The 25,505-nt window shown below is 53.4% G+C and carries 29 protein-coding genes; 15 read left to right on the plus strand and 14 right to left on the minus strand.

Annotated elements, in window-relative coordinates; genetic code table 11:
* The 6 genes from mraY to mraZ all read right to left on the minus strand — a co-directional run bounded on the left by mraY (position 1) and on the right by mraZ (position 6,793).
* The gene (gene mraY / locus CCY01nite_RS11220; RefSeq protein ID WP_146861131.1) at positions 1 to 1,254 is read right to left on the minus strand and encodes a phospho-N-acetylmuramoyl-pentapeptide-transferase; all 1,254 of its coding nucleotides are present in this window, start codon (positions 1,252 to 1,254) and stop codon (positions 1 to 3) included.
* A gap of 21 nt (positions 1,255 to 1,275) precedes the next feature.
* Complete coding sequence (locus tag CCY01nite_RS11225; protein WP_146861134.1) at positions 1,276 to 2,742, minus strand: UDP-N-acetylmuramoyl-L-alanyl-D-glutamate--2,6-diaminopimelate ligase; 1,467 nt, start codon at positions 2,740 to 2,742, stop codon at positions 1,276 to 1,278.
* A gap of 89 nt (positions 2,743 to 2,831) precedes the next feature.
* Entirely contained in the window at positions 2,832 to 4,934 is a 2,103-nt protein-coding gene (locus CCY01nite_RS11230) for a PASTA domain-containing penicillin-binding protein (RefSeq protein WP_146861137.1), read from the minus strand.
* A gap of 32 nt (positions 4,935 to 4,966) precedes the next feature.
* Positions 4,967 to 5,338 (minus strand): FtsL-like putative cell division protein, encoded by a 372-nt coding sequence (locus CCY01nite_RS11235; RefSeq protein ID WP_246129912.1) that lies wholly within the window; start codon positions 5,336 to 5,338, stop codon positions 4,967 to 4,969.
* A gap of 69 nt (positions 5,339 to 5,407) precedes the next feature.
* Complete coding sequence (gene rsmH, locus CCY01nite_RS11240) at positions 5,408 to 6,316, minus strand: 16S rRNA (cytosine(1402)-N(4))-methyltransferase RsmH (protein WP_146861140.1); 909 nt, start codon at positions 6,314 to 6,316, stop codon at positions 5,408 to 5,410.
* A 9-nt stretch (positions 6,317 to 6,325) separates the two neighbouring features.
* Positions 6,326 to 6,793, minus strand: coding sequence for a division/cell wall cluster transcriptional repressor MraZ (mraZ, locus tag CCY01nite_RS11245; protein WP_146861143.1), 468 nt, complete (start codon positions 6,791 to 6,793; stop codon positions 6,326 to 6,328).
* Positions 6,794 to 7,193: 400 nt separating this feature from the next.
* Between mraZ and CCY01nite_RS11250 the strand changes: the two genes are divergently transcribed.
* The 9 genes from CCY01nite_RS11250 (at position 7,194) to CCY01nite_RS11290 (ending at position 14,545) form a co-directional block, all read left to right on the plus strand.
* The gene (locus tag CCY01nite_RS11250; RefSeq protein WP_246129913.1) at positions 7,194 to 7,997 is read left to right on the plus strand and encodes an outer membrane protein assembly factor BamD; all 804 of its coding nucleotides are present in this window, start codon (positions 7,194 to 7,196) and stop codon (positions 7,995 to 7,997) included.
* Positions 7,966 to 8,307 carry a DNA-directed RNA polymerase subunit omega gene (locus CCY01nite_RS11255; RefSeq protein ID WP_146861150.1) on the plus strand — a complete coding sequence of 114 codons (342 nt, stop codon included), beginning with the start codon at positions 7,966 to 7,968 and terminating at the stop codon, positions 8,305 to 8,307. The genes CCY01nite_RS11250 and CCY01nite_RS11255 overlap by 32 nt, the downstream gene beginning before the upstream one ends.
* Before the next feature lie 66 nt (positions 8,308 to 8,373).
* Entirely contained in the window at positions 8,374 to 9,609 is a 1,236-nt protein-coding gene (coaBC, locus tag CCY01nite_RS11260; protein WP_146861153.1) for a bifunctional phosphopantothenoylcysteine decarboxylase/phosphopantothenate--cysteine ligase CoaBC, read from the plus strand.
* Complete coding sequence (porD, locus tag CCY01nite_RS11265; protein WP_146861156.1) at positions 9,602 to 10,531, plus strand: type IX secretion system protein PorD; 930 nt, start codon at positions 9,602 to 9,604, stop codon at positions 10,529 to 10,531. Before coaBC ends, porD begins: the two co-directional genes overlap by 8 nt.
* Positions 10,532 to 10,542: 11 nt before the next feature.
* Positions 10,543 to 10,995, plus strand: a complete 453-nt coding sequence (locus CCY01nite_RS11270) for a DUF4296 domain-containing protein (RefSeq protein ID WP_146861159.1) — start codon at positions 10,543 to 10,545, stop codon at positions 10,993 to 10,995.
* A 35-nt stretch (positions 10,996 to 11,030) separates the two neighbouring features.
* Positions 11,031 to 11,723 (plus strand): CoA transferase subunit A, encoded by a 693-nt coding sequence (locus CCY01nite_RS11275; protein ID WP_146861162.1) that lies wholly within the window; start codon positions 11,031 to 11,033, stop codon positions 11,721 to 11,723.
* Between the two features lie 4 nt (positions 11,724 to 11,727).
* Entirely contained in the window at positions 11,728 to 12,384 is a 657-nt protein-coding gene (locus tag CCY01nite_RS11280) for a 3-oxoacid CoA-transferase subunit B (protein ID WP_146861165.1), read from the plus strand.
* Positions 12,385 to 12,426: 42 nt separating this feature from the next.
* Positions 12,427 to 13,230 (plus strand): aminotransferase class IV, encoded by an 804-nt coding sequence (locus CCY01nite_RS11285; protein ID WP_186831017.1) that lies wholly within the window; start codon positions 12,427 to 12,429, stop codon positions 13,228 to 13,230.
* Positions 13,231 to 13,240: 10 nt separating this feature from the next.
* On the plus strand, positions 13,241 to 14,545 hold the full coding sequence (locus tag CCY01nite_RS11290) for a cryptochrome/photolyase family protein (protein ID WP_146861171.1): 1,305 nt from the start codon (positions 13,241 to 13,243) through the stop codon (positions 14,543 to 14,545).
* Between the two features lie 62 nt (positions 14,546 to 14,607).
* Here the strand turns inward: CCY01nite_RS11290 and CCY01nite_RS11295 are convergent, their stop codons facing one another.
* The 6 genes from CCY01nite_RS11295 to mqnB all read right to left on the minus strand — a co-directional run bounded on the left by CCY01nite_RS11295 (position 14,608) and on the right by mqnB (position 19,668).
* Complete coding sequence (locus tag CCY01nite_RS11295) at positions 14,608 to 15,333, minus strand: hypothetical protein (protein ID WP_146861174.1); 726 nt, start codon at positions 15,331 to 15,333, stop codon at positions 14,608 to 14,610.
* A 69-nt stretch (positions 15,334 to 15,402) separates the two neighbouring features.
* Positions 15,403 to 16,440: an SGBP N-terminal domain-containing protein gene (locus CCY01nite_RS11300; RefSeq protein ID WP_146861177.1), complete on the minus strand. Its 1,038-nt coding sequence runs from the start codon at positions 16,438 to 16,440 to the stop codon at positions 15,403 to 15,405.
* A 7-nt stretch (positions 16,441 to 16,447) separates the two neighbouring features.
* On the minus strand, positions 16,448 to 17,176 hold the full coding sequence (locus tag CCY01nite_RS11305; protein WP_146861180.1) for an SGBP N-terminal domain-containing protein: 729 nt from the start codon (positions 17,174 to 17,176) through the stop codon (positions 16,448 to 16,450).
* A gap of 8 nt (positions 17,177 to 17,184) precedes the next feature.
* Positions 17,185 to 17,955: an HmuY family protein gene (locus CCY01nite_RS11310; RefSeq protein WP_146861183.1), complete on the minus strand. Its 771-nt coding sequence runs from the start codon at positions 17,953 to 17,955 to the stop codon at positions 17,185 to 17,187.
* A gap of 256 nt (positions 17,956 to 18,211) precedes the next feature.
* Positions 18,212 to 19,006 (minus strand): 1,4-dihydroxy-6-naphtoate synthase, encoded by a 795-nt coding sequence (locus CCY01nite_RS11315; protein ID WP_146861186.1) that lies wholly within the window; start codon positions 19,004 to 19,006, stop codon positions 18,212 to 18,214.
* 11 nt (positions 19,007 to 19,017) lie between these two features.
* Complete coding sequence (gene mqnB, locus CCY01nite_RS11320; protein WP_146861189.1) at positions 19,018 to 19,668, minus strand: futalosine hydrolase; 651 nt, start codon at positions 19,666 to 19,668, stop codon at positions 19,018 to 19,020.
* 76 nt (positions 19,669 to 19,744) lie between these two features.
* Between mqnB and CCY01nite_RS11325 the strand changes: the two genes are divergently transcribed.
* From CCY01nite_RS11325 to CCY01nite_RS11340, 4 genes are all read left to right on the plus strand, one after another.
* Entirely contained in the window at positions 19,745 to 20,158 is a 414-nt protein-coding gene (locus CCY01nite_RS11325; protein WP_146861192.1) for a 6-pyruvoyl trahydropterin synthase family protein, read from the plus strand.
* A 17-nt stretch (positions 20,159 to 20,175) separates the two neighbouring features.
* Positions 20,176 to 20,763 (plus strand): GTP cyclohydrolase I FolE, encoded by a 588-nt coding sequence (gene folE, locus CCY01nite_RS11330; RefSeq protein ID WP_146861195.1) that lies wholly within the window; start codon positions 20,176 to 20,178, stop codon positions 20,761 to 20,763.
* A gap of 113 nt (positions 20,764 to 20,876) precedes the next feature.
* The gene (gene fabD, locus CCY01nite_RS11335) at positions 20,877 to 21,785 is read left to right on the plus strand and encodes an ACP S-malonyltransferase (protein WP_146861198.1); all 909 of its coding nucleotides are present in this window, start codon (positions 20,877 to 20,879) and stop codon (positions 21,783 to 21,785) included.
* 294 nt (positions 21,786 to 22,079) lie between these two features.
* Positions 22,080 to 22,460 (plus strand): hypothetical protein, encoded by a 381-nt coding sequence (locus CCY01nite_RS11340; RefSeq protein WP_146861201.1) that lies wholly within the window; start codon positions 22,080 to 22,082, stop codon positions 22,458 to 22,460.
* A 27-nt stretch (positions 22,461 to 22,487) separates the two neighbouring features.
* Here CCY01nite_RS11340 and CCY01nite_RS11345 read toward each other — a convergent pair whose 3' ends face one another.
* Both CCY01nite_RS11345 and CCY01nite_RS11350 read right to left on the minus strand, forming a co-directional pair.
* The gene (locus tag CCY01nite_RS11345; protein ID WP_146861203.1) at positions 22,488 to 22,934 is read right to left on the minus strand and encodes a GNAT family N-acetyltransferase; all 447 of its coding nucleotides are present in this window, start codon (positions 22,932 to 22,934) and stop codon (positions 22,488 to 22,490) included.
* Positions 22,935 to 22,939: 5 nt separating this feature from the next.
* Entirely contained in the window at positions 22,940 to 24,160 is a 1,221-nt protein-coding gene (locus CCY01nite_RS11350; protein ID WP_146861206.1) for a trans-sulfuration enzyme family protein, read from the minus strand.
* A gap of 64 nt (positions 24,161 to 24,224) precedes the next feature.
* Between CCY01nite_RS11350 and CCY01nite_RS11355 the strand changes: the two genes are divergently transcribed.
* Both CCY01nite_RS11355 and CCY01nite_RS11360 read left to right on the plus strand, forming a co-directional pair.
* Positions 24,225 to 24,719, plus strand: coding sequence for a DinB family protein (locus CCY01nite_RS11355; RefSeq protein WP_146861209.1), 495 nt, complete (start codon positions 24,225 to 24,227; stop codon positions 24,717 to 24,719).
* Between the two features lie 39 nt (positions 24,720 to 24,758).
* Entirely contained in the window at positions 24,759 to 25,454 is a 696-nt protein-coding gene (locus CCY01nite_RS11360; RefSeq protein WP_146861212.1) for an NUDIX hydrolase, read from the plus strand.
* Positions 25,455 to 25,505 lie beyond the last annotated feature (51 nt).

Genomic DNA, 25,505 nt, shown 5'->3' on the forward strand with positions numbered 1-25,505 from the left:
CTACCGCATTTTTAAAGTTGCGATCGCAAATACCGCGCACATCACCGTCACGATCCAGAACCGCACCGCGATCTTGCTTTCATGATATCCCAGCTTCTGATAGTGATGGTGCAGGGGGCTCATGAGGAAGACCCTTCTGCCTTCACCATATTTTTTCTTCGTGTATTTGAAGTACGATACCTGTATCATCACGCTGAGGTTCTCCACGAGGAAAATGCCGCAGAAGATGGGTATCAGCAGTTCTTTCCGGATGATGATGGCGAGGGATGCAATGATGCCGCCAAGCGCAAGACTACCCGTATCTCCCATGAATACCTGCGCCGGGTAGGCGTTGTACCAGAGGAAGCCCACGCAGGCGCCCACGAACGCGGCGATGAAAATGGACAGCTCGCCGAGATTCGGGATGTACATGATGTTGAGGTACTCCGCGAACTGGATGTTGCCGCTTACGTAGGTGAAGATGCCAAGACAAATGCCGATGACCGCCGAGACGCCCGTTGCCAGCCCGTCCAGCCCGTCCGTGAGGTTGGCGCCGTTGGATACGGCGGTGATGATCACGATCACGATGAAGATGTAGAGAATGAAAGTGAATTTCTCCGCATTCGGGCCCATCCAGGAGATCAGCTTTGAATAGTTGAACTCGTGGTTCTTTACGAACGGAATGGTGGTGATAGGCGTTTTTACGTCCACGAACCGCTGCCCGTCTTCCGTTACCCGTTCGGTGCTGCTGATCACCCTTTCGTTCGGCGCCAGCTTTTTGCCGTTCATGATCTCGCGGGAGATCACCACGTTATCGGAAAAGTAGAGGGTGGAACCTACGATGATGCCAAGACCTACCTGTCCGAGTATCTTGAACTTGCCGGCCAGTCCTTCTTTATTCTTTTTAAATACTTTGATATAATCATCTATAAAGCCGATCAAACCTAACCAGATGGTGCAAAGCAGGATCAGCAGGATGTATACGTTCATGACGCGGGCAAACAGCAGGGTGGGGATCACCATGGCGGCGAGAATGATCAGGCCGCCCATAGTGGGAGTGCCTTTTTTGCTGTGTTCCCCGGCGAGGCCGAGGTCACGGATCACTTCACCGATCTGTTTGCGCTGCAGGTACCGCACGATCCGTTTACCCAGCAACAAGGAGATCACGAGCGACAACAGGAGCGCCATCGTTACGCGGAATGTGATGTACTGCCACATGCCGGTACCGGTGTAGTTGAATTCTGTTTTCAGGTAGTTGAATAAGTAGTATAACATATGATCGTGATCGCTTCGTGATTATTTTTCCATTATTTCCAGCATTTCTTCCAGTACTTTTTTATCGTCGAACGGATGTTTTACGCCGTTGATGTCCTGGTATTTCTCATGTCCTTTTCCCGCTACCAGAATGATGTCCTCCTGCCCGGCAAAGCTGCAGGCAGTTTTGATGGCCTCCCTGCGGTCCGCGATGGAAATGGTCTTTTTACGCTGATGAACAGGCACGCCGGCCTCCATCTGCTGTATGATGGCGGCGGGATCTTCGGTGCGCGGGTTATCCGACGTGAAGATCACCTTGTCGCTGTGCTCTGCCGCTACTTCTGCCATCACGGGGCGTTTGGCGGTATCCCTGTCTCCACCGCAGCCGACTACGGTGATGATCTGCTCGTGTCCCTGCCGCAGGTTCTTGATGGTGGCCAGTACGTTCAGCAGGGCGTCCGGCGTGTGGGCGTAGTCCACAATGCCGATGATGCGTTCGCTCTTTGAAACGATGTAGTCAAAACGGCCTTCGGCGCCCTGGATGTCGCTGAGGGCAGCCAGCACATCGTCTTTATCTTTCTCCAGCAGCACGGCGGCGCCGTATACTGCCAGCAGGTTATATGCGTTGAACTCCCCGATGAGGCGGAAGTGCACTTCTCTTTCCCCGATCTGCATGATCAGGCCGGTGAGGTTGTTCTCGAGTATCTTGCCTTTGAAGTCCGCCATGCTGCGCAGGCTGTAAGTGGCTTTGCGGGCCTTTGTGTTCTGCAGCATCACGTTTCCCCGCTTGTCGTCCACGTTGGTCAGCGCGAAAGCGCCTGCCGGCAGGCCGTCGAAGAAGGATTTTTTCACGCGGATGTACTCGTCGAATGTTTTATGGTAGTCGAGATGATCGTGCGTGATATTGGAGAAGATGCCGCCGGCGAATTGCAGTCCCGCCGTGCGTTGCTGGTGTACCGCATGGGAGCTTACTTCCATGAAAGCATACTTGCATCCGGCCGCCACCATGTCCGCCAGCAGGGCGTTGAGGCTCACGGCGTCCGGCGTGGTATGCGTGGCCGGTATAACGGTATCGCCTATCTGGTTCTGTACGGTAGAGAGCAGGCCGCATTTGTACCCGAGCCGGGTGAAGAGGCGGAACAGCAGGGTGGCGATGGTGGTTTTGCCGTTGGTGCCGGTAACGCCTACCAGCGTGAGCTGCGCGGAGGGATTGCCGTAGAAATTGCCGGCCATGATGCCGCCCGCCTGTGCGCTGTTGCTCACCTGCACGTAGCATACTCCGGGAGCGGCGGTATCCGGCAGGGTTTCGCAGATAACGGCCACCGCTCCCTGCGCGATGGCTTTGGCAATGAACTGGTGACCGTCCGCTGCGGCGCCTTTCATGGCAATGAAAGCATCCCCGGCTTTGATCTGTCTGGAATCAATAGCCAGTGCGCGCACGGCAATATCGGTATTGCCCTGCACGGCCAGGATGTTGACATTATATAATATTTCCCGCAGCGTTCGCATTCTTTCGTTATTCTTCTTTTTCGTTTGCCGGACGGCCTGTTGCTGCCCGGTTGATATGTTGTTGCCGGCCGTTGTTTGTGGCCGGTTTATCAGCTTAGTTCGATGACGATCGTTTGTTCTTTGTTGATGCGGCTTCCTCCGGGGAGGGACTGCATACTAACTTTCCCTGATCCTTTGATCACCACGCGCAGCCCTGCATTTTCCAGCAGGTAGAGCGCATCTTTCAACCCCATTCCCTTTACGTCCGGCACGGTGCCTGGCGCTTGCTGCATGGAGCGGAAGCTGAGCTTCTTATTGGTCACGTCCGGACTCACCCAGTTGGAGCTGGTCAGCGTTCCCTGCCAGGGCAGTTGCAGCGTTTCCACAATGCTTTTCCACTCGCTGCCTTTGCCGCCTTTGAGCGCCATCAGGGTGTCCAGCCCCGGCGTGCCCTGCACGGGCCTTGGCTTGTTTACCGCGAGGGCGTATAACTTGTCCGCCACCTCGCGGAACACCGGCCCCGCTACGGAGCCGCCATAGAACTTCGCCGCGTGGGGCTTGTTCTTGATCACTACCACGCAGGTGTACTGCGGATCATCGGCCGGGAAATATCCCGCGAAGGATGACTGGTAGATCTTGTCCGCATACCCGCGGTTGCCGTTCGCCACCAGCGCTGTACCTGTTTTACCGGCAATGCGGTAGTACGGTGTTTGCAGCTTGGTGGCGGTGCCGTTCAGCACAACGCCTTCCAGCATATCCCTTAACTGCCCGAGGGTGCGGGAGGAGCAAATGCTGTCCATCAACACAACGGGCTGATATTCTTTCACCGCCTTGCCATATTCCATGATGGCATTCACGAGGTAGGGCCGCATCATTTTGCCGTCGTTGGCTACTGCGTTGTACAGCATGGCCGTTTGCAGCGGGCTTTGCAGCACTTCATATCCGAAAGCCATCCAGGGAAGCGTTGTGGCGCTCCAGGTGCGGGATTCGGTGGTCTTGATCACCGGCCTGCCTTCACCTACGAGGTCTATCCCTGTTTTATCGTCCAGGTGCAGCCTTTTAAAGTGTTCGGCAAATTTGTTCGGCGTTTTATAATAATACTGGTAAGCCAGCTTTGCCATGCCTACGTTGGAGCTGCGCTCAAACGCCTTTTTCACGGTAACGGCGGTGAGGTGGTGCGGCTCGGAGTCGTAAACGGTCCGCCGGCCTACCTTCCATCTGCCGTAATTCAGGTCAACGATGGAGTTGGGCGTAACGAAGCCATCTTCCAGCACGGCGATCATGGTGGCCAGCTTGAAGGTGGAGCCCGGTTCGCCTACCTGCAGGGCGTAGTTCATATCTTCCCAGTAGCTGCCGTCCTTTTGACGGCCCAGGTTGGCGATGGCCTTGATCTTTCCGGTCTTCACTTCCATGAGGATGCAGGTGCCGTGCTGCGCTTCGTTCTGCACCATCATGTTCATGAGGGCGGTCTCCGCGATGTCCTGCATGTTCACGTCCAGCGTGGTGATCACATCTTTCCCGTTTTCCGGTTCAATGTCGTATCCTTCCACCGGCATATACGTACCGCCTGCGATGCGGCGCATGAGGCGTTTACCGGTGACGCCGTTCAGCTGTTCGTTATATGTTCTTTCCAATCCTACGTTCTGTGCGTTTTCACGCGCAAGGCCAATCGTACGATTGGCGAGCAGTTTGAAAGGATTGATGCGTTTGTTCTTCGTTTCCGCGATGAAGCCGCTTTTGTTGCGGCCGAGGCGGAACATGGGAAAGGAACGCACGGCCTGGTATTCATCGAACTTGATCTCTTTTTTCAAAAGAAAGTAACGGTCCTTGTCCTTGTAACCTTCCTGCAACAGTCTTTTATATGCGGCGGCGGAGCGGTCGCGGAAGAGGTTGGCGAGGTAGATGGAGAGGGAGTCTACATTCTTTTTGAAAACTTCGCCCTTTTTATCCAGCAGTCCGTCTGCTTTGAAATCGATGCGGATATCGAAGTAGGGGATGGAGGTGGACAGCATGCGGCCTTCTTCGGAGTAGATCGTTCCGCGGTCCGCATCCAGGTCCATATAAGTGGTATGGAGGCTGTCCGACATACTGCGCCAGTAATTCCCTTCCACGTGCTGGATGAAGAACACCCTGGCAAGGATAGCCACAGCGAAGAGCGCCATGCCGATAAAGCACAGGTACGCACGCCATAGTATGTCTTTTTTGATCTCCATTGCCGGGTTAGTCAGTATATTTTTGTTATCAATTATTCTTCCGTTGCCTGCTTCACTTCTATCCGCTGCGGGGGCGTATTCAGCTCTTTCAGTCCCAGTGGCTCAACGGCTTTGCTGACTTCGCTCAGTTTGCTGCGGAACATCAGTTCGCTTTTCACGCTCAGGTATTCCCATTTCAGTTCCCTGATCTCCCGGCTGAGTTTGTTGATGCGGCGCACTTTCTTTTCGGCGAGGTGGCTGTTGGCGATGTACACCAGGGCCACGACTGCCAGGAAGAGCAGGAAGGGCAGGTTTTGCGTGATCAACCGGTAGTTGATCCGCAGGCGCCATTCTTTTTTGGGCTCCTGGGGCAGTGTATCCTCAACGGCTTCTTCTTTTATGTCCTTTTCTTCTTCCTGCAACACAATACAAGGTTTGAATATTTTTAATGCTTTCGGTAAAACAGGGCAATAGGACGGAAGTAACGTTTGCGGCTATATTTTTTCTGCCACCCGCAATTTTGCGCTTCTGCTACGCGGGTTGGCTTTCAGCTCTGCCGCTGTGGCCGTCACCGGTTTTTTGGTGAGCGGCTTGAACAGCTTTGGCGGGTTTTCGAAACTGTATGGATTATCGTCCGTGGTCTCGAAGCTGCCCGTTTTCATGTAATTCTTCACCAGCCGGTCTTCCAGGGAGTGGAAGGTGATAACGGCCAGCTTGCCTCCTGTTTTGAGCGCCTGCTGTGATTGTGTGAGCAGTTCTTTCAGGGCGCCCAGCTCATCATTTACTTCGATGCGGAGGGCCTGGAACACCTGTGCCAGGTATTTGGCAGGATTGCCTTTTACGATGGGCTGTATGAGTGATTTGAATTCGCCGATGGTGCGTAGCGGATGGGCCTTGCGCAGCTGTACGATGGTCCTCGCCAGGGTGCGGGAATTGGTGACTTCCCCGTAGTCCTGGAAGAGCCGCAGCAGGTGCTGTTCGGAATAGGTGTGCAGGATGTCCGCCGCCGTGAGGTCGTTGCGGGTGTCCATGCGCATGTCCAGGTTCCCGTCGAACCGGGTGGAGAATCCCCGCTCACCGGTATCGAACTGGTGGGAGGAAACGCCGAGGTCCGCCAGCAGGCCGTCTGCTTCCAAAGCTCTGTGGAGCTTGAGGAAACGCTGCAGGTGGCGGAAGTTCTCGCGGACGAAAGTGACCCTGTCGTCCACGATCCGGTTCCGGTAGGCATCTTCGTCCTGGTCGAATACGATCAGCCGGCCCTGCGGGCCAAGCTGCTCCAGTATGGCGCGGGAATGCCCGCCGCCACCGAAGGTCGCGTCCACATACGTGCCGTCCGGCCGGATATGCAGATGCTCCACCACTTCACGGAGCAGAACGGGCTGGTGATACTGTGATGCTTCCATACGCCCGTTTTACAATCCAAGGTTTGGCAGATCGCCGGACATAACCTGCTGTGCGAGGCTGCTGAAGGCTTCCGGTGAAAAATTATCAAAGAACTCCTGGTACTTACTTTTATCCCAAATTTCAATTTTGTTGTTGGCGGACGCGAGCACAATGTCTTTATCCAGCCCCGCATGCGCCATCAGGTTCTTCGGTATGTTGAGCCTGCCGGCGCTGTCCAGCTCCAGGATGGTGGCACCGTTCAGAAAATAGCGGCGGAATTCCCTAACTTTCGGATCAAAATCATTCAACTTGCTGATCTTTTCCTGGATAGGCTGCCACTCGTTCATCGGGTACAGTGTCAGGCATTTTTCGAAACCGCGGTTCAGTACGAACTGGTTGCCCGCACTTTCTGCTATCTGCCGTTTAAAACCGGCAGGGAGCAGGAAGCGCCCTTTGGCGTCCAGCGTTGCTTCATATTCGCCCAGAAAGCCCGTCATGTTTCGATTTAATACCTGATTTCCATTTTCTAACACAAAATAACACTTTTTCCCACTTTTAACCGAAAAAATGCATTATATATTTTTTCCACAGGAGAATTTTGTGTCGTGTACCGGGTTACGGGGCCAACTTGTGTAATGGGATGTGAATAGAATGGAGGTTTGTGTGGATAAATTGTTGATAGTGAGTGAGAAAATGTTGATAAGTCGAGGTGGATTTTAATAGATTGATTATCAGCTGATTAATTTTGACGAATTCGCCTTCATCGGCATAAATGCCCCAAACGGTCATTTTTACAAAACTTTAACGGCTCCTTTCTTCCTCATTATCAATATTTGCTTTTAATTCGTACCTTTGCGATTCTTTTTTATGAGGAAAATTCTCTTATACACGGGCCTTTTGGCGATTTTGGTCAGCGCAGCATCCTGCAACCGGGAACTCCGGCGCATAGAAAAAAGCAATGACCTGGAAAAGAAACTGGCGTACGCAGACAAGATGTACGAAAAGAAAAAGTACCAGATGGCGCAAACGCTGTATGAGGAGCTGATCCCCATTTTCAAGGGTACCGAGAAGTTTGAGGGGCTATATTATAAATATGCCTATTGCTCTTTCTACCTGAAAGACTATACGCAGGCCGGCTTCCACTTCAAGAACTACCTGGAAGCGCTGCCAAGCAGCCCCCGCGCCATGGAGATCGACTACCAGCAGGCATATTGCTACTACAAGCTTTCTCCCAAAGTGCCGTTGGACCAGACCAACACCATGAAGGCGATCGCCTCCATGCAAACATTCATCAACTCTTACCCGAATTCGGAAAAAACCGCGGAAGCCAATGTGATCATTGAGCTGCTGCGCAAGAAGCTGGAACAGAAAGATTATAACGCCGCCGAACTGTATTACAACCTCGGGCATTATAAATCCGCCGGTGTTTCCTTCAAAAGCCTGATGAGGGCCTACCCGGATTCCGATAAAAGCGACAGCTACAAGTACATGGCCATCAAAGCCTATTACCTGTATGCCAAGAACAGCATCCTGCCCAGGCAAAAGGAACGTTACGAAACCGTGGTGAATGAATACCTGGAGTTCTCGGACCGCTATCCTTCCAGCAAATTGAAGGATGATGCCGAAAAATATTATAACTTAGCAAAAAATAACATTAAATCCCTGGAAAATGAGCAAACTAAAGAGAAGTCTATCCAGTAGCATCAATCCCTGGGTAGAAACCAGGAATACCACCGATATCAAGAACAGGACCGGTAACCTGTATGAGTCCATTGCCATTATTGCCAAAAGGGCAAACCAGATCAATATCACCGTAAAGGAAGAACTGCATTCCAAACTGGAAGAGTTCGCCAGCCATACGGACAACCTGGAAGAAGTGCATGAGAACAAGGAGCAGATCGAGATCTCCCGTTTTTACGAAAGACTGGCCAATTCTGCTATCCAGGCTACCAATGAGTTCCTGGACAACAAGATCTATTTCCGTAAGAATGACGATGATCTGTATAGCTGATCTCGTTACAAAATACTAACTTCATAGCGGCAGAATGTTTCAATTCTGCCGTTTTTGTTTGTCCGCATGTTACAAGGGAAAAAAATTCTATTGGGAGTTACCGGCAGCATCGCCGCTTACAAGGCGGCCCTGCTTGTGCGCCTGCTGGTAAAGGAAGGGGCGGAAGTAAAGGTGATGATGACGCCGGCCGCCTGTGATTTTATCACACCGCTTACGTTATCCACCCTGTCGAAACACGAAGTAGGCGTGCACGTCAGCGAGAACGGCAACTGGAGCAACCATGTGATGCTCGGGCGCTGGGCTGATGTTATGCTGATCGCGCCCGCTTCAGTGAATACCATTGCCAAGATGGCCAACGGCATTTGCGACAACCTGCTGCTGGCCGTATATCTTTCCGCCACCTGTCCCGTGCTCTTCGCTCCGGCGATGGATGAGGACATGTGGCTGCATCCCGCTACCAAAGCTAATGTTGCGAAGCTGCTGTCATACGGTCACCGGCAATTGCCCGTGCATAAAGGGGAACTGGCCAGCGGCCTGTTTGGTGAAGGGAGGATGGCGGAACCGGAATCTATTGTGGCGTATGTGAGTGAGTTTCTGGCGGGTGCAGCGGCATCCGGCGGTCATTCCGGTACGCCTGTAACCGGCAAGCCCCTGTCGGGCAAAACAGCGCTCGTGTCCGCCGGTCCCACCCAGGAACCGATAGACCCCGTGCGCTTTATCAGCAATCATTCCAGCGGTAAAATGGGCATCGCGCTGGCGGAAGCGCTGGCGGAAGCGGGTGCCAACGTGCAGCTCGTGCTCGGTCCCACCCCGCTTTCCACAACGCATAGCGGCATCACCACCACCCGCGTGATAACCGCGGCAGAAATGTACGAGCGTTGCATGGAACATGCCGCTGCCGCGGATATCCTCGTAATGGCCGCGGCTGTAGCAGACTATCGCCCGCGTAAAGTGGCGGACATCAAGATCAAGAAAAAGGACGATGAAATGAGCATCGAGCTGGAAAAGACTGCGGACATTGCCCGCACGCTGGGCGCGCAGAAAAAGAACGGCCAACTGCTCATCGGCTTTTCCCTTGAAACCAACAACGAACGCGAATATGCGTTAAAGAAATTAAAGGACAAGCATCTGGACATGGTGGTGCTCAACTCGCTCAACGATGCGGGCGCCGGCTTTTTCCATGATACCAATAAAGTGACGCTGCTGTCGCCCGACGGAAAGGAAAAGGCGCTTCCCCTGTTATCCAAGCAGGAGGTGGCGCGTAATATAGTTCTGGCAATAATCGATCTGCAACATGCTTAAACATATCCGCATCCTGCTGCTATCCTCCCTCTGCCTGGTTTTTGTTTCATCCGCCCATGCACAGGAATTACGGGCCAATGTATCCGTTCAGGCCGGCCCGAAACTCAGCACGGGCACCGACAGAAAAGTACTGACCACCCTGCAGACCGCGCTATCGGAGTTCATCAACAACCGTCGCTGGTCAGACGATGCATTTACGCCGGCGGAGCGCATCGAATGCAACTTCCTGCTGAATATCACGGACGCGCCGGGCAATAATACGTACAAGGCTACGCTCACCATACAGGCCACCCGCCCGGTGTTCAACGCCAGCTACAATTCCAGCCTGCTGAATACGCAGGACCCGAACATCGTGTTCAAATACGTAGAGTTCCAGCCGCTGGAATTCAATGAGCAAAGGATCGTGGGCAATGATCCGCTGGTATCCAATCTTACCGCCACCATCGCCTATTATATTTATATCATCCTGGGAATGGATTATGATTCCTTTTCGCCCCGCGGCGGCGATCCCTATTTTAAAAAGGCGCTCAACGTAGTGAACAATGCGCCGGATGGCAGGGATATTGCGGGATGGAAAGCCTTTGAAGGCAACCGGAACCGCTACTGGCTGCAGGACAACCTGCTGAATGTAAAGTTCAGCCGCTTTCACGATGTGATGTACCAGTATCACCGCATGGGGCTGGACCAGATGTATGAGGATGTGAGCAAGGGAAGGGCGGCTATTGTGAATTGCCTCAACATGCTCATGGCCATCCATGAAGATGTGCCTAACTCCATGCTGATGCAGGTCTTCTTCAATGCCAAAAGCGATGAGCTGCTGAAGATTTTCAGTGCCGCGCCGCCGCAGGAAAAAGCCCGGGCCGCGCAGATGATGGCGCAGCTGGATGTGCCCAATGCCAATAAATATCAGCAACTACGATAAAGATTCAACACATGAAGCGTAAGACAGCGGCGGTACTTTTGTTCGGATTGCTGTTCGCCTGCGGCCAGGCGGACAGGGTGCCGGGAGATGTGCTGCCAAAAGAAAAGATGCGGGATATTTTGCTCGATATGAACTTCGCGGACGTATACGGCCGGGAGCAGATGGATACCGTGCGTATCGCCGATTCCATCCGCGAACAGAATGTAAAGCGGTATTACGTGCAGATATTGCAGATACACGGCGTGACAAGGGAGGAATTCATGCGCAGCTACCGCTTCTATGAAGGCCACCCGGACAGGCTGGAAGAAGTGTACAAGGCCATGCAGGAGGTGCTGGCCAGGAAAAAAGCTGTGATAGATTCGCTGGAACGTGCAAAAATAGACGCGCTCACGGTGAAGGACCCGGTGACGAAAGATACCACGCGCTGGCCCAACAAGGATATCCGGAAATTGATTTTACCCTAGTATAATTCGAACACCAGAACAAGAAAATTACACGGATGAAAAAAGTAGTAGCAAACGCGGATGCTGCGGTGGCGGACATTCCGAACGGCGCCACGTTGATGCTCGGAGGCTTCGGCCTTTGCGGCATCCCGGAGAACTGCATCTCCGCGCTGGTACGCAAAGGCGTACATTCCCTCACTTGTATTTCCAATAACGCCGGCGTAGATGATTTCGGGCTCGGGCTTTTGCTGCAGACGCGGCAGATCAAAAAGATGATGTCGTCTTACGTGGGAGAGAACGCCGAATTTGAACGGCAGCTGTTGTCCGGCGAGCTGGAAGTGGACCTGATCCCGCAGGGTACGCTGGCTACCCGTATCCAGATGGCCGGTATGGGCATCCCCGCTTTCTTCACACCGGCAGGATATGGCACCGAGATCGCCGAAGGCAAGGAAACCAGGAACTTTAACGGGAAGGATTACCTGATGGAACTGGCGCTGCATGCGGACTTCGCCCTGCTGAAAGCCTGGAAGGGCGATACGATGGGCAATCTTGTTTTCCGCAAGACGACCCGCAACTTCAGCACGTCCATGGCGAAGGCGGGTAACATCACCATCGTGGAAGTGGAGCACCTGGTGCAGCCGGGAGAGCTGGACCCCGACCAGGTACATGTGCCGGGCATTTACGTGCACCGCATCTTCCAGGGAAACAATTATGAAAAGCGCATCGAGCGTAAAACCGTTAAAATCTGATCTTATGGCCCTCGACAAATATGGAATCGCCAAACGCATTGCACAGGAGCTGCAGGATGGCATGTATGTAAACCTGGGTATCGGCATACCCACGCTGGTGTCCAATTTCGTTCCCGCCGGCATCTCTATCATGCTGCAATCGGAGAACGGCATGCTGGGCATGGGCCCTTATCCTTCGGAGGAAGATATCGACGGAGACCTCATCAACGCCGGCAAGGAAACGGTGACCGTGCTGCCCGGCGGATCATTCTTCGATTCCGCGGAAAGCTTCGGCATGATACGTGCGGGTAAGGTAGACCTTACCGTACTGGGCGCCATGGAAGTTTCCGACACCGGCGACATCGCCAACTGGAAAATTCCCGGCAAAATGGTGAAAGGCATGGGCGGCGCCATGGACCTCGTGGCCTCCGCGCGCAACATCATCGTAGCCATGATGCACACCAATCCCAAAGGCGAGAGCAAGCTGCTGCCGCAATGTTCACTGCCGTTAACGGGCGTGCGCTGTGTGAAGAAGATCGTTACCGAACTGGCTGCGCTGGAGGTAACGCCGCAGGGGTTCCGCCTGCTGGAAAGGGCGCCGGGCGTAAGCGTGGAAGAGATACGCTCCAAAACCGCCGGCCGCCTGATCGTTGACGGTGACGTGCCCGAAATGGTATTATAATTCGTAACTTACAATATGCAATTGTGTTATAACGGAAAAATCATGGCGGGTGATAAGCCATTGCTGACCGTGGATAACCGCAGTTTCCGGTATGGCGATGGATGTTTCGAGACCATGAAAGTGTACCAGGGGCAACTGTTGTTGGCGGACCTTCACTTTGAAAGGCTGATAGCCAGTATGCATATCCTGCATTTTCACATTCCCGCGCACTTTACAAAAGAATATTTTACGGGGCTCATCCTGGAGCTTTGCCGTGAGAACGGCGTGAGCCAGCTGGCGCGTGTACGCCTCACCGTATGGCGCTCCGGCACCGGGTTCTATGATCCGGTGGACCATCGCCCGGAATTCCTGATCCAGTGCTGGCGGCTGCCGCGGCATATTTTCGAGTTGAATGACGTGGGCGTTACGCTCGGCGTATTCCCCGACGCCGTGAAGAGCAGCGACAAGCTGTCCGCCCTCAAATCCAATAACTGCCTCCCTTACGTGCTGGGCGCGCTGTACGCCAAAGAACACCAGCTCAGCGAAGTGCTGCTGCTGAACCAGTACGGCCGTGCCGCGGATACCACCATCGCGAATATCTTCATTATAGATGGCAAACGGGTGATCACGCCGCCCAAAACCGAAGGATGCGTATGCGGTGTGATGCGGAAACATTTGCTGCAATCCGACTTCCCTTTCAAAGTGGAGGAGCAGCCGCTAACGCTGCGGGATATTGAGCAGGCGGACGAAGTATTCCTGACCAACGCGATCTACGGCATCCGCTGGGTGGGGCAGTTCCGCGGTACCAGCTACGGAAACGCCAATACCGCCATTCTCCACGAGCTGCTGCACGAAGCCATGCTGTAAACCATGTATTATGATTGCTCTCTGCTGGCTCCGCCGCGATCTCCGGCTGAACGACCAGGCCGCTTTGTACCACGCGCTGCGCAGCGGCTTCCCGGTTGTGCCGGTATTCGTTTTCGATACGAACATCCTCGATGATCTGGAAGATAAAGCAGACAGGCGTTTGCAGTTCATCCACGATGCGCTGGAAAATATACAGTTGCAGTTGAAGCCGCTGAAAAGTACGCTGGACGTGTTTTCCGGAACGCCGGAAGCTGCATTCCGCCATTGGATGCAAAAATATCCGCTGAAAGCCGTCTACACCAATCATGACTACGAACCCTATGCCCGCAACCGCGATGCCGCCGTGGCAAAGCTCCTGGAAGCCGGCGGAATTTCCTTTCACAGCTATAAAGACCAGGTCATCTTCGAACAAAACGAAGTGGTAAAGGATAACGGTGAACCCTACACGGTGTTTACGCCTTACAGCAAAAAATGGCTGTCCAAGCTGGATGACAGGCACCTGCGCTCATATCCCACGGAAGAATACCATACCGTTTTTTATCAGCAGGAAGTGATCCCGGTTCCGTCCCTGCGATCGATCGGGTTTGAGGAAACGGTGCGTAATTTCCCGGACAGTACGCCGGAGGATGCGTTGATCAGGCATTACGACAAAACCCGCGACTACCCCGCGGAACAAGGCACCTCGCGCCTCGGGGTGCATCTGCGTTTTGGCACCATCAGCATCCGCGCACTGGCGCGGAAAGCGCGGCAGCTGAATCAAACCTACCTGAAAGAACTGATCTGGCGGGAGTTCTATCAGATGATACTATCGCATTTCCCGCATTTGGTGCACCGCTCTTTCCGGCCGGCGTATGATGCCATTCAATGGCGGAACAATGAAGAAGAATTTGCGCGCTGGTGCAGGGGAGCAACCGGTTACCCGATCGTGGACGCGGGTATGCGGGAGCTGAATGCCACGGGTTTTATGCATAACCGCGTCCGCATGATCACGGCCAGTTTTTTAACAAAGCATTTGCTGACCGACTGGCGGTGGGGAGAAGCGTACTTTGCGCAAAAGCTGCTGGATTACGAGCTGGCGTCCAACAACGGCAACTGGCAATGGGCAGCCGGCAGCGGATGTGATGCGGCGCCTTATTTCAGGGTGTTCAACCCGGCTTTGCAAACGGAGAAATTCGATAAAGGGCTGGAATATGTGCGCCGCTGGGTGCCGGAGATGGACGAGCCGGCTTATATGTCATCCGCCATTATAGCGCATGATGCAGCGCGGCAGCGGGCGCTGGAAGTGTATGGGAAGGCATTGAAAAATGAAGGCTGACGCCATAAAAAGGGGGCTGACCATTATCTTTGGTCAGCCCCGGTACAGCAACGTCCGGGTTATCAGGGTGTCAGTTGCTGATAGCGGAAGTTATAGTACGGGAATGATCCGCCTGTTACTCCGTTTTGATAGATAGAAGTGATCTCGAATTTGAAGATAGTAGTGCCGCTCTTCCAAAGCATCGTTCTGTCTGTTACGGGTTCCACCGTATGATCATCCCAGAAATAGATATACCATCCCGCGCCGTTCGCGAAAGCTTCAACAGCAGAAGGTATCGGGTTGCCGAGCAAGCTGATTACATCGTCCATGCCAATGAACCCGCTGCCGGAGGCAGAGGGCTGCGGTGTATTGGCGGAAGTCCAGTCGCCGTAAGACACGGAGCTGAACGGCTCATCGATGAAACGTATTTCGCTGCCGGTTTTAGCAGAGATATCACCGGTAGCTACCCCGCTGAATTTAATGGAATGCGCGCCGGGGTTGCCCGCGTCATTGTTCGGGAAATCCCAGTAGAAATTGCCGTCTGCAGGCTGGCCGGGGCCGGAAGTGTAAGCCTGCCTGAAGTTCTTCACGGTATAGATACCGCCGTTATTATAGATTTTGCCTTGTGAACCGTTATTGCTCAATGTTGCGCTGTCGCCGTTCGGGATTGTCAGAGAAAGGGCGTCTTCAATGGTTATCTTTCTTTCACCGGCAACGATGTCGTCATTATTCTTGGAGCAGGACGCGAAGAACAACAACGCACCGGAACAAATGGTCAGCGCCGATTGGGTGAGGATGTTTCTTTTCATAAAAAGGATTTAATGAATGTGATAAACAAAGGGTTTAGACGTTGCTGAATGCTATGAATAAATAAGGTTTTACTCGGTAACGGTAAGCGTGAGGCTGCCATCAAAAGGCGCATTAAGCGGTAAGGTCACTTTGGGCGGATCGTACCAGCTCCAGCTGCTGAAATAGTCGGAGGTGCGCAGGGCGATGTTCACGCTGCCGGCGGTATACGATCCTATCTCGCGCGTACCAAGGGGGAAACTGGCCGGCACACGGTAGGTGGCCGCCGTTGCCGTATAAGACACCAGTTCCAGGGTAGCCAGCTCGCTTTCGTTGCCGTTGGCATCGTAGGTGTGAACAACCGCTTCCTTCATTTCAAAGAACCCCGAGCCGGTAAACGTGATCTCCCCGCCGCGTTTTACCGCGATGGATGTGGTCAGCGGATCGGCCGTTCCTTTCAGGGAAGCCGGGTAGACGATGCCAAAAACGTAATTCGCGGAAATGACGGTTTGCGTACCGCTGACGATCCTGATCTTGTGACCGCCCATTTTGAATGTATTATTATCGGGCACTGTTACCACCATGTCGTGATCGCCTTCCGTAAAGCTGATCTCCAGCTGGTGTTCGGTATCCGTGCTGTCTATGATATAGAAGCTGGTAACGGCCGGGTCGGGGATCACATAGCGGAGGTAAGTGCCGTTGGGGAACGTATAGCTGCCTCCTTTTTCCACGAGGTAAGTGAGGTATTCCGCTTCGGCAAGCTGGATCGGTGGCTGGTTGATCACTACTTTCAGAAAGTAATCTTTTACATCGCCGTTCTGCGCTTTAACACTGTATTTCGCGCCGGTCACAAAATCTGTTTCAGCGCCGGAAGCCGGTGTTACGGTGGCATTTTCAGATACGGTGATCTCCGGCCTGATCTTTTCCGGTTTGTCGATATACGACGGCCAGTAAACAATAATGCTGTCGCCTGATATCGCGGCGTTGATCGTTTCATCGCCGGCGGTGATTTGCAGGGATTGTATGTCGTTATACGGATAGGGTGCGTATGCTGTTTCTTTTTTGCAGGAAGCGGCGGCCAGCAGGCCAATGCCCAGCAAAGCGAAGCTGATGGATTTATAAGCGTTCATGTAATAATCAGGTTTTGGTGATCTGGATGGGATATTGTGTGATAGCCTGGCGCGCATAGTTATACACCCTTATGCGGAACGTCTTCGAAGTTTCAAAGCTGTTGAACAGGTCCTGGTCATTTCTGCTGAGGTTGATATTCAGGCTTTGCGTGTCGTTGAAGTTATTCGTCGCAATGCCCAGGGGATAAATATTACCCTCATCATCCACCATTTCCATCTTCATCAACTGCCGGTTTTCACTGAACCCGGAACCCTGCAGCGTTATGCGGAGGCTCAGCGTGGTGGAGCGCACGTTGTAATTCCTGATGCTCTCGGCCGTAGACAGCTCCTCCAATACAACGGGCGGCTGCTGTACGGTGATGTTCAGCGTGTATGTTTTTTTGCTGCCGTCTTTCCCGGTTACGATGTATTTGATCTCGCGGCCGTTCCGGAATACGTCCAGCAGGTCTTCCACCAGGGTGCCGCTGGCGGGGGACACGGTGGCGCCGGTGGAAACGGTGATCTCCGGCTCCAGTGTCAACAGTTGCAGGTAAAATGGCAGATATACGGTAATGCTGCTGTCCTCATCATTGATCGTACCAATGATCGGGTCGCCCTGCACGTTCACGATCTTATATTCCAGCATTCTGCTCTGGGAGCGCTCCGGAGGGGCAATGGTATCGGTTTTTGTACAGGCTGTTATCAGCAATGCAGCGATGCAGCATGCTGACAGCAGGGGGCGTAGATGTTTGTTCATTGTGCTGTTTATTGTTTGATATCAAGGTTTTTGCCGCCTTCTTTATTGATGGCATATGTGAAGGTTACAAAGCCTGGTTTGTTGTCGCGGTCAGGGTCCGCTGGATTGTCCTTGTAAATATTTTCGATCATCACTTTAGCATAATTGCCTTTATGCGTTTTGACGATCATGACGCGGGGCATGGTGTACACCACGTGCGCCTTTTTAGGATTGTCGGGATAAAGCGAACCGTAGAAGTCATAATATCCCCATCCGTCCTGATCGCCCTGGAAGTGATCGAGGCCGATGTCGCGGGTGCGGAACCTGCTTTCATCCACTGTTTTCACCGCCGCAAAAGCCACGGGGAATAATGATTGGGGGATGGGAAGGGTATGCGGTTTGAAATTCGTGGTGTCATAGTATTGCGCATCGAATTCCCGGTCTGTCACCAGGTAGATCTGCGCTTTACCCGGACCGCCATACCCCGGCGAGCCTTGTGCGGCGCCGTTGTTCGGAAAAACGCTGCTGTTATAAATACCGTAGAAAACGATATCCCAGTTGCCGGTCTGCCGCTGTGATTCGGGCACTACTTTGTTCTCTTCCAGGCTGTAGTACATGGAAACGGCGTTGCCGGAGGAATTGGCGGTGGTGTCTGCTACCAGGTTCACTACGCGGTAAACGCCGGTCTTCACGCCGGAAGGCTCCGGTTCAACGGGCGTGTCATTGGGGCCGGAACCTTTTGAACAGGCTGTCAGCAACAGGAGGGAAAGCGGAAATATCCAACAATGTTTTTTTTGCATTTCTAGGTCAGTTTGTGAATGGTTCACAAAATTGCATACATAAGCCGACCACTAAGGGAGAAATGCAAACCATAGCGGGAAACCGGATGTTAATCTCCGTTTGGGGTAAATGAAGTTCGGGTTTTGGTAAACAGTATGTTGACGCTTGGCTGATGATTTCCTCATTGGCTGCATGGAAGCAGCCGCGTTCCAGCTACCGGAAATGGGGCGGAAGTATGCAATGGGCGGGCAATGCCGCAGACGTAGCATTGATATCTCATACAGGCTGCCCGCTCATCTCTTTCAGTTTGGCGATGGCCGTCCAGCCTTCTTTTCCGAGGTCGAGGCTGAATTCGTTCACATACAGATCGATATGCTGACGCATGACCGCTTCATCCATCTCCTGCGCATGTGCCTTTACGTAAGGCGATAGTGCGGGATATTGCGCGAACGCATGTTGCAGGCTTTGATGGATCAGCCCGTCTACTTGCTGGCGGACGTTTTCGGGAATGTCTTTTCGGATGAAGATGCCGCCGAGCGGAATGGGTTGTCCCGTTCTGGATTCCCAGAATTCGCCGAGGTCGATCAGCTTTACCAATCCTTTTTGCTGATAGGTGAACCGGTTTTCGTGGATGATCACGCCGGCGTCTGCATCGCCGTTCAGCACTGCCTGTTCGATGTCGGAGAAGATCATGATCTTTTTATTGACGGCGCCGGGGAAGGCGATGCTGAAAAGGAGGTTGGCGGTGGTATTTTCTCCGGGGATGGCGATGGTGAGGTTTTTTACGTCGGCAAGCGGGATGTCTTTCCGTGCGATGAGCAGGGGGCCGCAGCCTCTGCCCAGGGCGCTGCCGCTGTTGAGCAGTTCATATTGGTCCGCTACTTTCAGTCCGGCCGCGAAGCTGAGCTTGGTGATGGCGAGCTTTCCCTGCATGGCCCACTGGTTGAGCGTTTCCACGTCTTCCAGTTGTGCATCGAAGTGGAGATCGCCGGTGTTGATCTTTTTGTTGACGAGTGCGTCGAAGATGAAGGTGTCGTTCGGGCAGGGAGAGAATCCTAGTGTGAGGTGCATGTTTCCGTATTTTAAAGCTCCTGCAGCAGGCTGCGGAGGGTGTTATTCAGATTTTGTACAGCCAGCGGAATGTTCCACTTGCTTTTGTCCCGCACCTCTACGTAGTTGGAGATGGCGCGAAGCTGAAGGAAGGGGATGTTTTCCTGCAGGCAGCAGTAATGAAAAGCGGCGCCTTCCATGCTTTCAAGGTCAGGCTGGTATTTTTGTTCCAGCCTTGCGATGGTGGGGGCGGAGCCGGAAACGGTGTTAACGGTCACCCCGGTGCCTTGCAGTAACCGATGAGCCCCGGCGGGGAGGCGCTGTAATGTATTGATTAAATGATGATGTGTAAACGGCGGCATATCATACTGCCAGAGGCCAATGTCGAACAAATCCTGGTACTGACCGTTATCTTCCGCGCCAAGGTCCCCGAGCACTTCCTGCTTTACCAGCACGGTATCGCCAATCGCCCAGTCCCGCCGGAAAGACCCTGCTATCCCGGCCTGTATGGCGAGATCCGGGCGCTCCGCCGCCAGATGTTTGCCTAACTGGTAGGCCGTACTGAACATGCCGATCCCCGTGATCAGCACTTTTATCTCTTTCCCGTCTGTTCTCTCCTGTTCCAGCCAGTCCGCCAGCGGCTTTATTTCCGGCAGCGTGGCGGCGGTGATGAGTACTTTCATACTGTAAAGTTAAGCCCTTCAGCCGTGTACTCTCATCGATTTAGTTTATTTTTGCAGAAATTTACAGGAGTACAAAATGATCTATTTAACGCGCGTGGAGCATTTTAATGCGGCACACAAGCTATTCAACCCGCAGTGGAGCAAGGAGCAGAATCTGGAAGTCTTTGGCAAATGCGCTAACGACAACTGGCATGGGCATAACTACGAACTGCATGTGACCGTCAAGGGCGAGCCGGACCCGGAAACCGGTTTCGTATTCAACGCCAAAACCTTAGGCGTGCTCATCAAGGATGTGATCGTGGAGAAGCTGGACCATAAAAACTTGAATATGGATGTGGATTTTATGAAGGACAAGTTCACTTCCGCAGAAAACGTAGCGATCGCCATCTGGGAGCAATTACAGCAACATCTGCCCGATACCGTGCAGCTGCATTGCATCCGCCTGCATGAAACACCGAAGATCTACGTGGAATACTACGGTGGAAAATAATTGATAATCAACAGCACATGGCATATAACAAGAAAGAATCATTCGACGAAGAGATTACGAGCGGTTTGATGGACAGTTACAGGGAATGCATCGCATTGCTGGGGGAAGATCCAACGCGGGAGGGCCTGCTGAAAACACCGGAACGTATGGCGAAAGCCATGCAATACCTCACCCAGGGATACCAGGCCGATGCAAAAGCCATTCTCAACGGTGCAAAATTCACGGAAGCATACAGCGAGATGGTCATCGTAAAAGATATTGAGTTGTATTCGATGTGCGAACATCATATGCTGCCTTTTTTCGGGAAAGCGCACGTAGCGTATATTCCTAACGGTTATATCACGGGACTGAGCAAGATCGCCAGGGTAGTGGACGTATTCGCCCGCCGCATGCAGGTGCAGGAGCGCATGACCCACCAGATACTGGACGCCATCCAGGATACGCTGCAACCGCAGGGCGTGGCGGTGGTGATCGAAGCGCAGCATCTTTGCATGATGATGCGCGGCGTGCAAAAGCAAAACTCCTGGACCACCACCTCCGCTTTCTCCGGACAGTTTGAACATGGCGCCACCCGCGCGGAGTTCATGAAGCTGATCGGCCGGTAAAATGAATTTTTTATTCAGAACATGGTTTAATTCTGTGCCTTTTTTTGACAGAGGATTAAACCATATTTTTTTATATATATTTGCACACTGATAAACAGATAATTATTAGCCATATGCAGCACGCTTACGTATTTCCAGGTCAGGGTTCACAGTTTCCGGGCATGGGCAAAAGTTTATATGACAACAATGCCAGGGCCAAAGCTTTATTTGAGCAAGCCAACGAGATCCTGGGTTTCCGGATATCAGACATCATGTTTAACGGAACGGAGGAAGACCTCAAACGCACGGAAGTAACGCAACCCGCTGTGTTCCTGCATTCCGTGATCGCTTTCCTTTGCCTCGACAATCCCAGACCGGATATGACGGCGGGCCATTCCCTCGGTGAGTTTTCCGCCCTCGTGGCCAATAATACCCTTGCGTTTGAAGACGCATTACGGCTGGTAGCCATCCGCGCCAATGCCATGCAGAAAGCCTGCGAAGCCACGCCTTCCACCATGGCCGCCGTGCTCGCGCTGGACGACGCCAAAGTAGAAGAGATATGCGCTTCCATCACAGACGACATCGTGGTGCCCGCCAATTATAATTGTCCCGGCCAGCTGGTGATCTCCGGCACGGTGCCCGCAGTGGAGAAAGCCTGCGAGCTGATGAAGGCCGCCGGCGCAAAAAGGGCGCTGATCCTCCCGGTGGGCGGCGCTTTCCACTCCCCGCTGATGGCCCCCGCCCAGGCGGAGCTGCAGGCCGCTATTGAGAAGACCACCTTCAACACGCCTTCCTGCCCCGTTTACCAGAACGTTGTAGCCAAAGCCGTGACTGATCCCGCGGAGATACGGAAGAATCTCATCAGCCAGCTCACCGGCGCTGTCCGCTGGACGCAATCCGTTCAGGCCATGATCGCCGACGGCGCAAAGCGATTCACGGAAGTTGGCCCCGGTAAGGTTTTACAGGGATTGATCCAGAAAATCGATAAAAATGTAACGGTGGACGGTATCAGCACCGGACTGGAAGAGGCGATCGCAAAATAATTATTGCTCTCGCGGGGGTAAAACAACCGGCTGGGAAAAATAACGCCGCTGGCGTCCTGCCAAAAGCAAGCGTTGCCAATTTTTTGCGCAGCGCACCGGGCATAAAACCGGCTGGTCCGGATCACGGAATTGCCGCTCAAAAAGGTTTTTCTATCCATCCGCACCAGCCGTAATCCGCGCCGTCCGCATCATCCGCGATCTGCCTCCGCCATCCACACCATCCGTCATCGCCAGCCGCTTTATCATGTAACATTTCCTTTCCCCTCCGCGTTCTACAGTCACAAACCACCTGCCATGCGCATATCCTTATTCCTGGCCGGCCTTCTGGCCTTAGCGGCCTGCAAAAAAGAAACCTCGAGCGATGAAAGATGGCTGGAAGAAAGCCAGCGCAAAGAAGTGATCGTTTTCAGAGATGTAACACCCACGGCCGACGGCGCGCAGAACCGGCAGGAACACAGCTTTTTCTTCCAGTGCAGGGACTTGCCCGCATCTTCCAGTTTAAGCTCTCCCTCCGGCGTATATTTTTACACGTTGGAAGGCGATTCCCTCATCCTTAAAACCAGCCAGCAGAAAGTATATTTCAAAATGGACGCCGACGGAAGATCTTTCACGATCGGCCGTTTCTTCCCCAACTATACGGGTTTGCAGGATCTGCTGATATTCGAGAAGCAGTAGTGCAGGCAGACCGGCCGCATCCGGCGGTTACAGCTCAATGCTGGCGTTCCACCATTCGGGATCGAACTTCGCGTTGTATTTTTTATAAAAGTTGATGGCCGGCTCATTCCATTCCAGCACCTGCCATACCATCCCGGAGAATTTCTTTTCCTTCGCGTCTTCGATCAGCCGATCGAACAGCAATTTGCCGATGCCTTTACCCCGCCAGCTTTCCGTAACGATGATGTCTTCCAGGAACATGCGCGCGCCTTTCCAGGTGGAGTACCGGATGTAGTAGAGCGCAATGCCCACGATCACCCCGTCGGTTTCCGCTACCCAGGCCCACCAGACCGGGTTCGGGCCAAAGCCGGTTGCTTCGAAATGTTCCAGGGTAACCGTCACCTCTTCAGGCGCTTTTTCATATAATGCCAGCTCGCGCACCAGCTCCATCATGCGCGGGCAGTCTTTCCTTTCTGCTTTCCGGATGTTGATCATACCTGTTATTGTAAAGCCTGTTCAAGATCGTTGAGGATGTCGGTAACGGATTCAATGCCTACGCTCACGCGGATGAGGCCGTCCGTGATCTCATATTTCTCCCTGACTTCTTTGGGGATGCTGTAATGCGTCATGGATGCAGGATGGCAGATGAGCGTGTCGCAGGTGCCGAGCGATACGGCGCGCAGGCACATCTGCAGCCGGTCTATGAAGCGCATGCCCGCTTTCATGCCGTCTTTCAGCTCAAAGCTCAGCATGGCGCCGGGATGTTTCATCTGCCGGGAGGCGATGGAAAAATCCGGGTGGTCCGCCAGGCCAAGGTAGTTCACCCGCGCCACGGCCGGATGCCCGTCCAGGAAACCCGCCACTTCCATGGCGTTGTGGCAATGGCGCTCCATGCGCACTTCCAGCGTTTTGATCCCCTGCGTCAGCAGAAAGGCATCGAAGGGGTTGCTGTTATTGCCGAGGAGGCGGTGCACTTTATCCACCTGTCCCTTCATCATTTCCAAGTTTTTGCCTACCAGCACCCCGCCGATGGCGGTGCCGTGGCCGTTCAGGAATTTGGTGGTGGAATGGAAGACGTAATCCGCGCCGTAAGCGAAAGGCTGCTGCAGGTAGGGCGTAGCGAAAGTATTGTCTACCGCCGTAACCAGGTTGTGCTGCCGCGCGAGGGCGATCAGCGCTTCGAGGTCAACGCATTTAAGCGTAGGGTTGGCGGGCGTTTCCAGGTACATCATTTTGATGGATGGATCGGCCTTGATGGCGGCGGCGGTTTGGTCGATGTTCTGCATGTCTACGATCACCGCTTCAATCCCGAGCGGCGGCAATATCTTCGTGAACAGCTCTTCCGATCCGCCGTAGAGCGAATAGTGGGAGATGACCTTGTCGCCGGACTTGAGATGGGCGAGGAACAGCGTGGTGAGCGCGCCCATGCCGGAAGCGTGCAGAATGGCCTTCAGCGCAAGAGGGCGGCCGCTTTCATCCGTCAGCCCGAAACCCTCCAGCGCCGCGATCTTTTCTTCCGCTTCCCGGAAATTCGGGCTGTCCCATCGCGTGTAGATATACCCTTCTTCCTGCCCGCTGAAGCGGCGCATCCCCTGTTCCGCCGAATCATACACAAAAGTGGAAGAAGCGTAGATAGGCGTAAGATGGGCATATAGCGGGTCCTGCTCGTGGCCGGCGTGTACGCAGACTGAACTGAAACCTGATAGCGGTGCTTGTTTCATGGAGATGTTATTGAAATGTTGATTATCTTGTTAATGAATTTACCTTGTAAAAATAAGATATTCGATGAAGGATCTTCTACTGCGGTATGCCATGTACAACATTTGGGCGAACCAGCGGATGCTGACCTTACTCAACGGATTGCGCGAGGAGCAGCTGGACAAGGACCTTGGCAGCAGTTATCCCACATTGCGCAAGACTATCTATCATATCTGGGACGGGGAGAGCATCTGGTACCAGCGCCTGCAGCTGGCGTCGCCGGTGCTGGTGCCCACGCAGAGCTTTACGGGGGACTGGGAGGAATTCACGCATCTGTTCACCCGGCAGAGCGAGCAGCTGAAAGACCTGGTGGCTACGGCTTCCGATGTGAAGCTGGCGCATACGATCGAATATCATCATCCGCAAAAAGGGATCTGTAAATCGGCCGTAGCGCATTCCATTCTCTCGGTGTTCAATCATTCCACCTTTCACCGGGGGCAGCTGGTGACGATGTTGCGGCAGACCGGTATGCATAAAATACCGGCAACGGATTTCATTGAGTATACAAGGAGCAGAAAATAATTTCACGTTTTATAATCAGAAGAATCTATACCAGATTGTATGAGTATTCCGTCATTTTACGCCAATTCGCCAAGACATCTCGTAGCGGTGGATTGCATTATTTTTGGATTTGAAGATGGCCGGCTGAAGCTGTTGATGATGAAGCGGAAGGTAGATCCCATGGAGGGCGCCTGGTCGCTCGTAGGCGGGTTCGTGCAGGAAGGAGAGAGCACGGACGATGCGGCTGCGCGGGTATTGCAGCTGACTACCGGTCTCGATAATATCTACATGGACCAGCTGAAATGTTACGGCGATGTGCAGCGCGACACCGGCGCCAGGGTGATCTCCATCGCGTATTACGCCCTCATCCGCATCCAGGAGCATGACCGCGTGCTGGCCACCGAATATGGCGCTCACTGGCTCTCTCTTCACCAGATACCCGATCTGATATTCGACCACAGCCAGATGGTGCAGGATGCCCTGGCGAGGCTGCGCGACAAAGCGCGCTTTCATCCCCTCGGGTTTGAGCTGCTGCCGGAAAAATTCTCCCTGCCGCAGCTGCGGGACCTTTACGAAGAAATCTATCAGCGGGAGCTGGACAAACGCAACTTCCGGAAGAAAATACTGGCGATGGGCATCATGGAGAAGCTGGACGAGAAAGATAAGTCCACGTCAAAAAAAGGCGCTCACCTTTACCGGTTCGATAAGCAGAAGTATGAAGCGCTGACGCGGCATGGGTTTGTGTTTGAGGTGTAAATCTGCTGCGGGAATTCCGTATATAATATAATGTGCGGCATGGAATTTTCC

This window comes from Chitinophaga cymbidii (assembly GCF_007992715.1).
GTDB lineage: Bacteria > Bacteroidota > Bacteroidia > Chitinophagales > Chitinophagaceae > Chitinophaga > Chitinophaga cymbidii.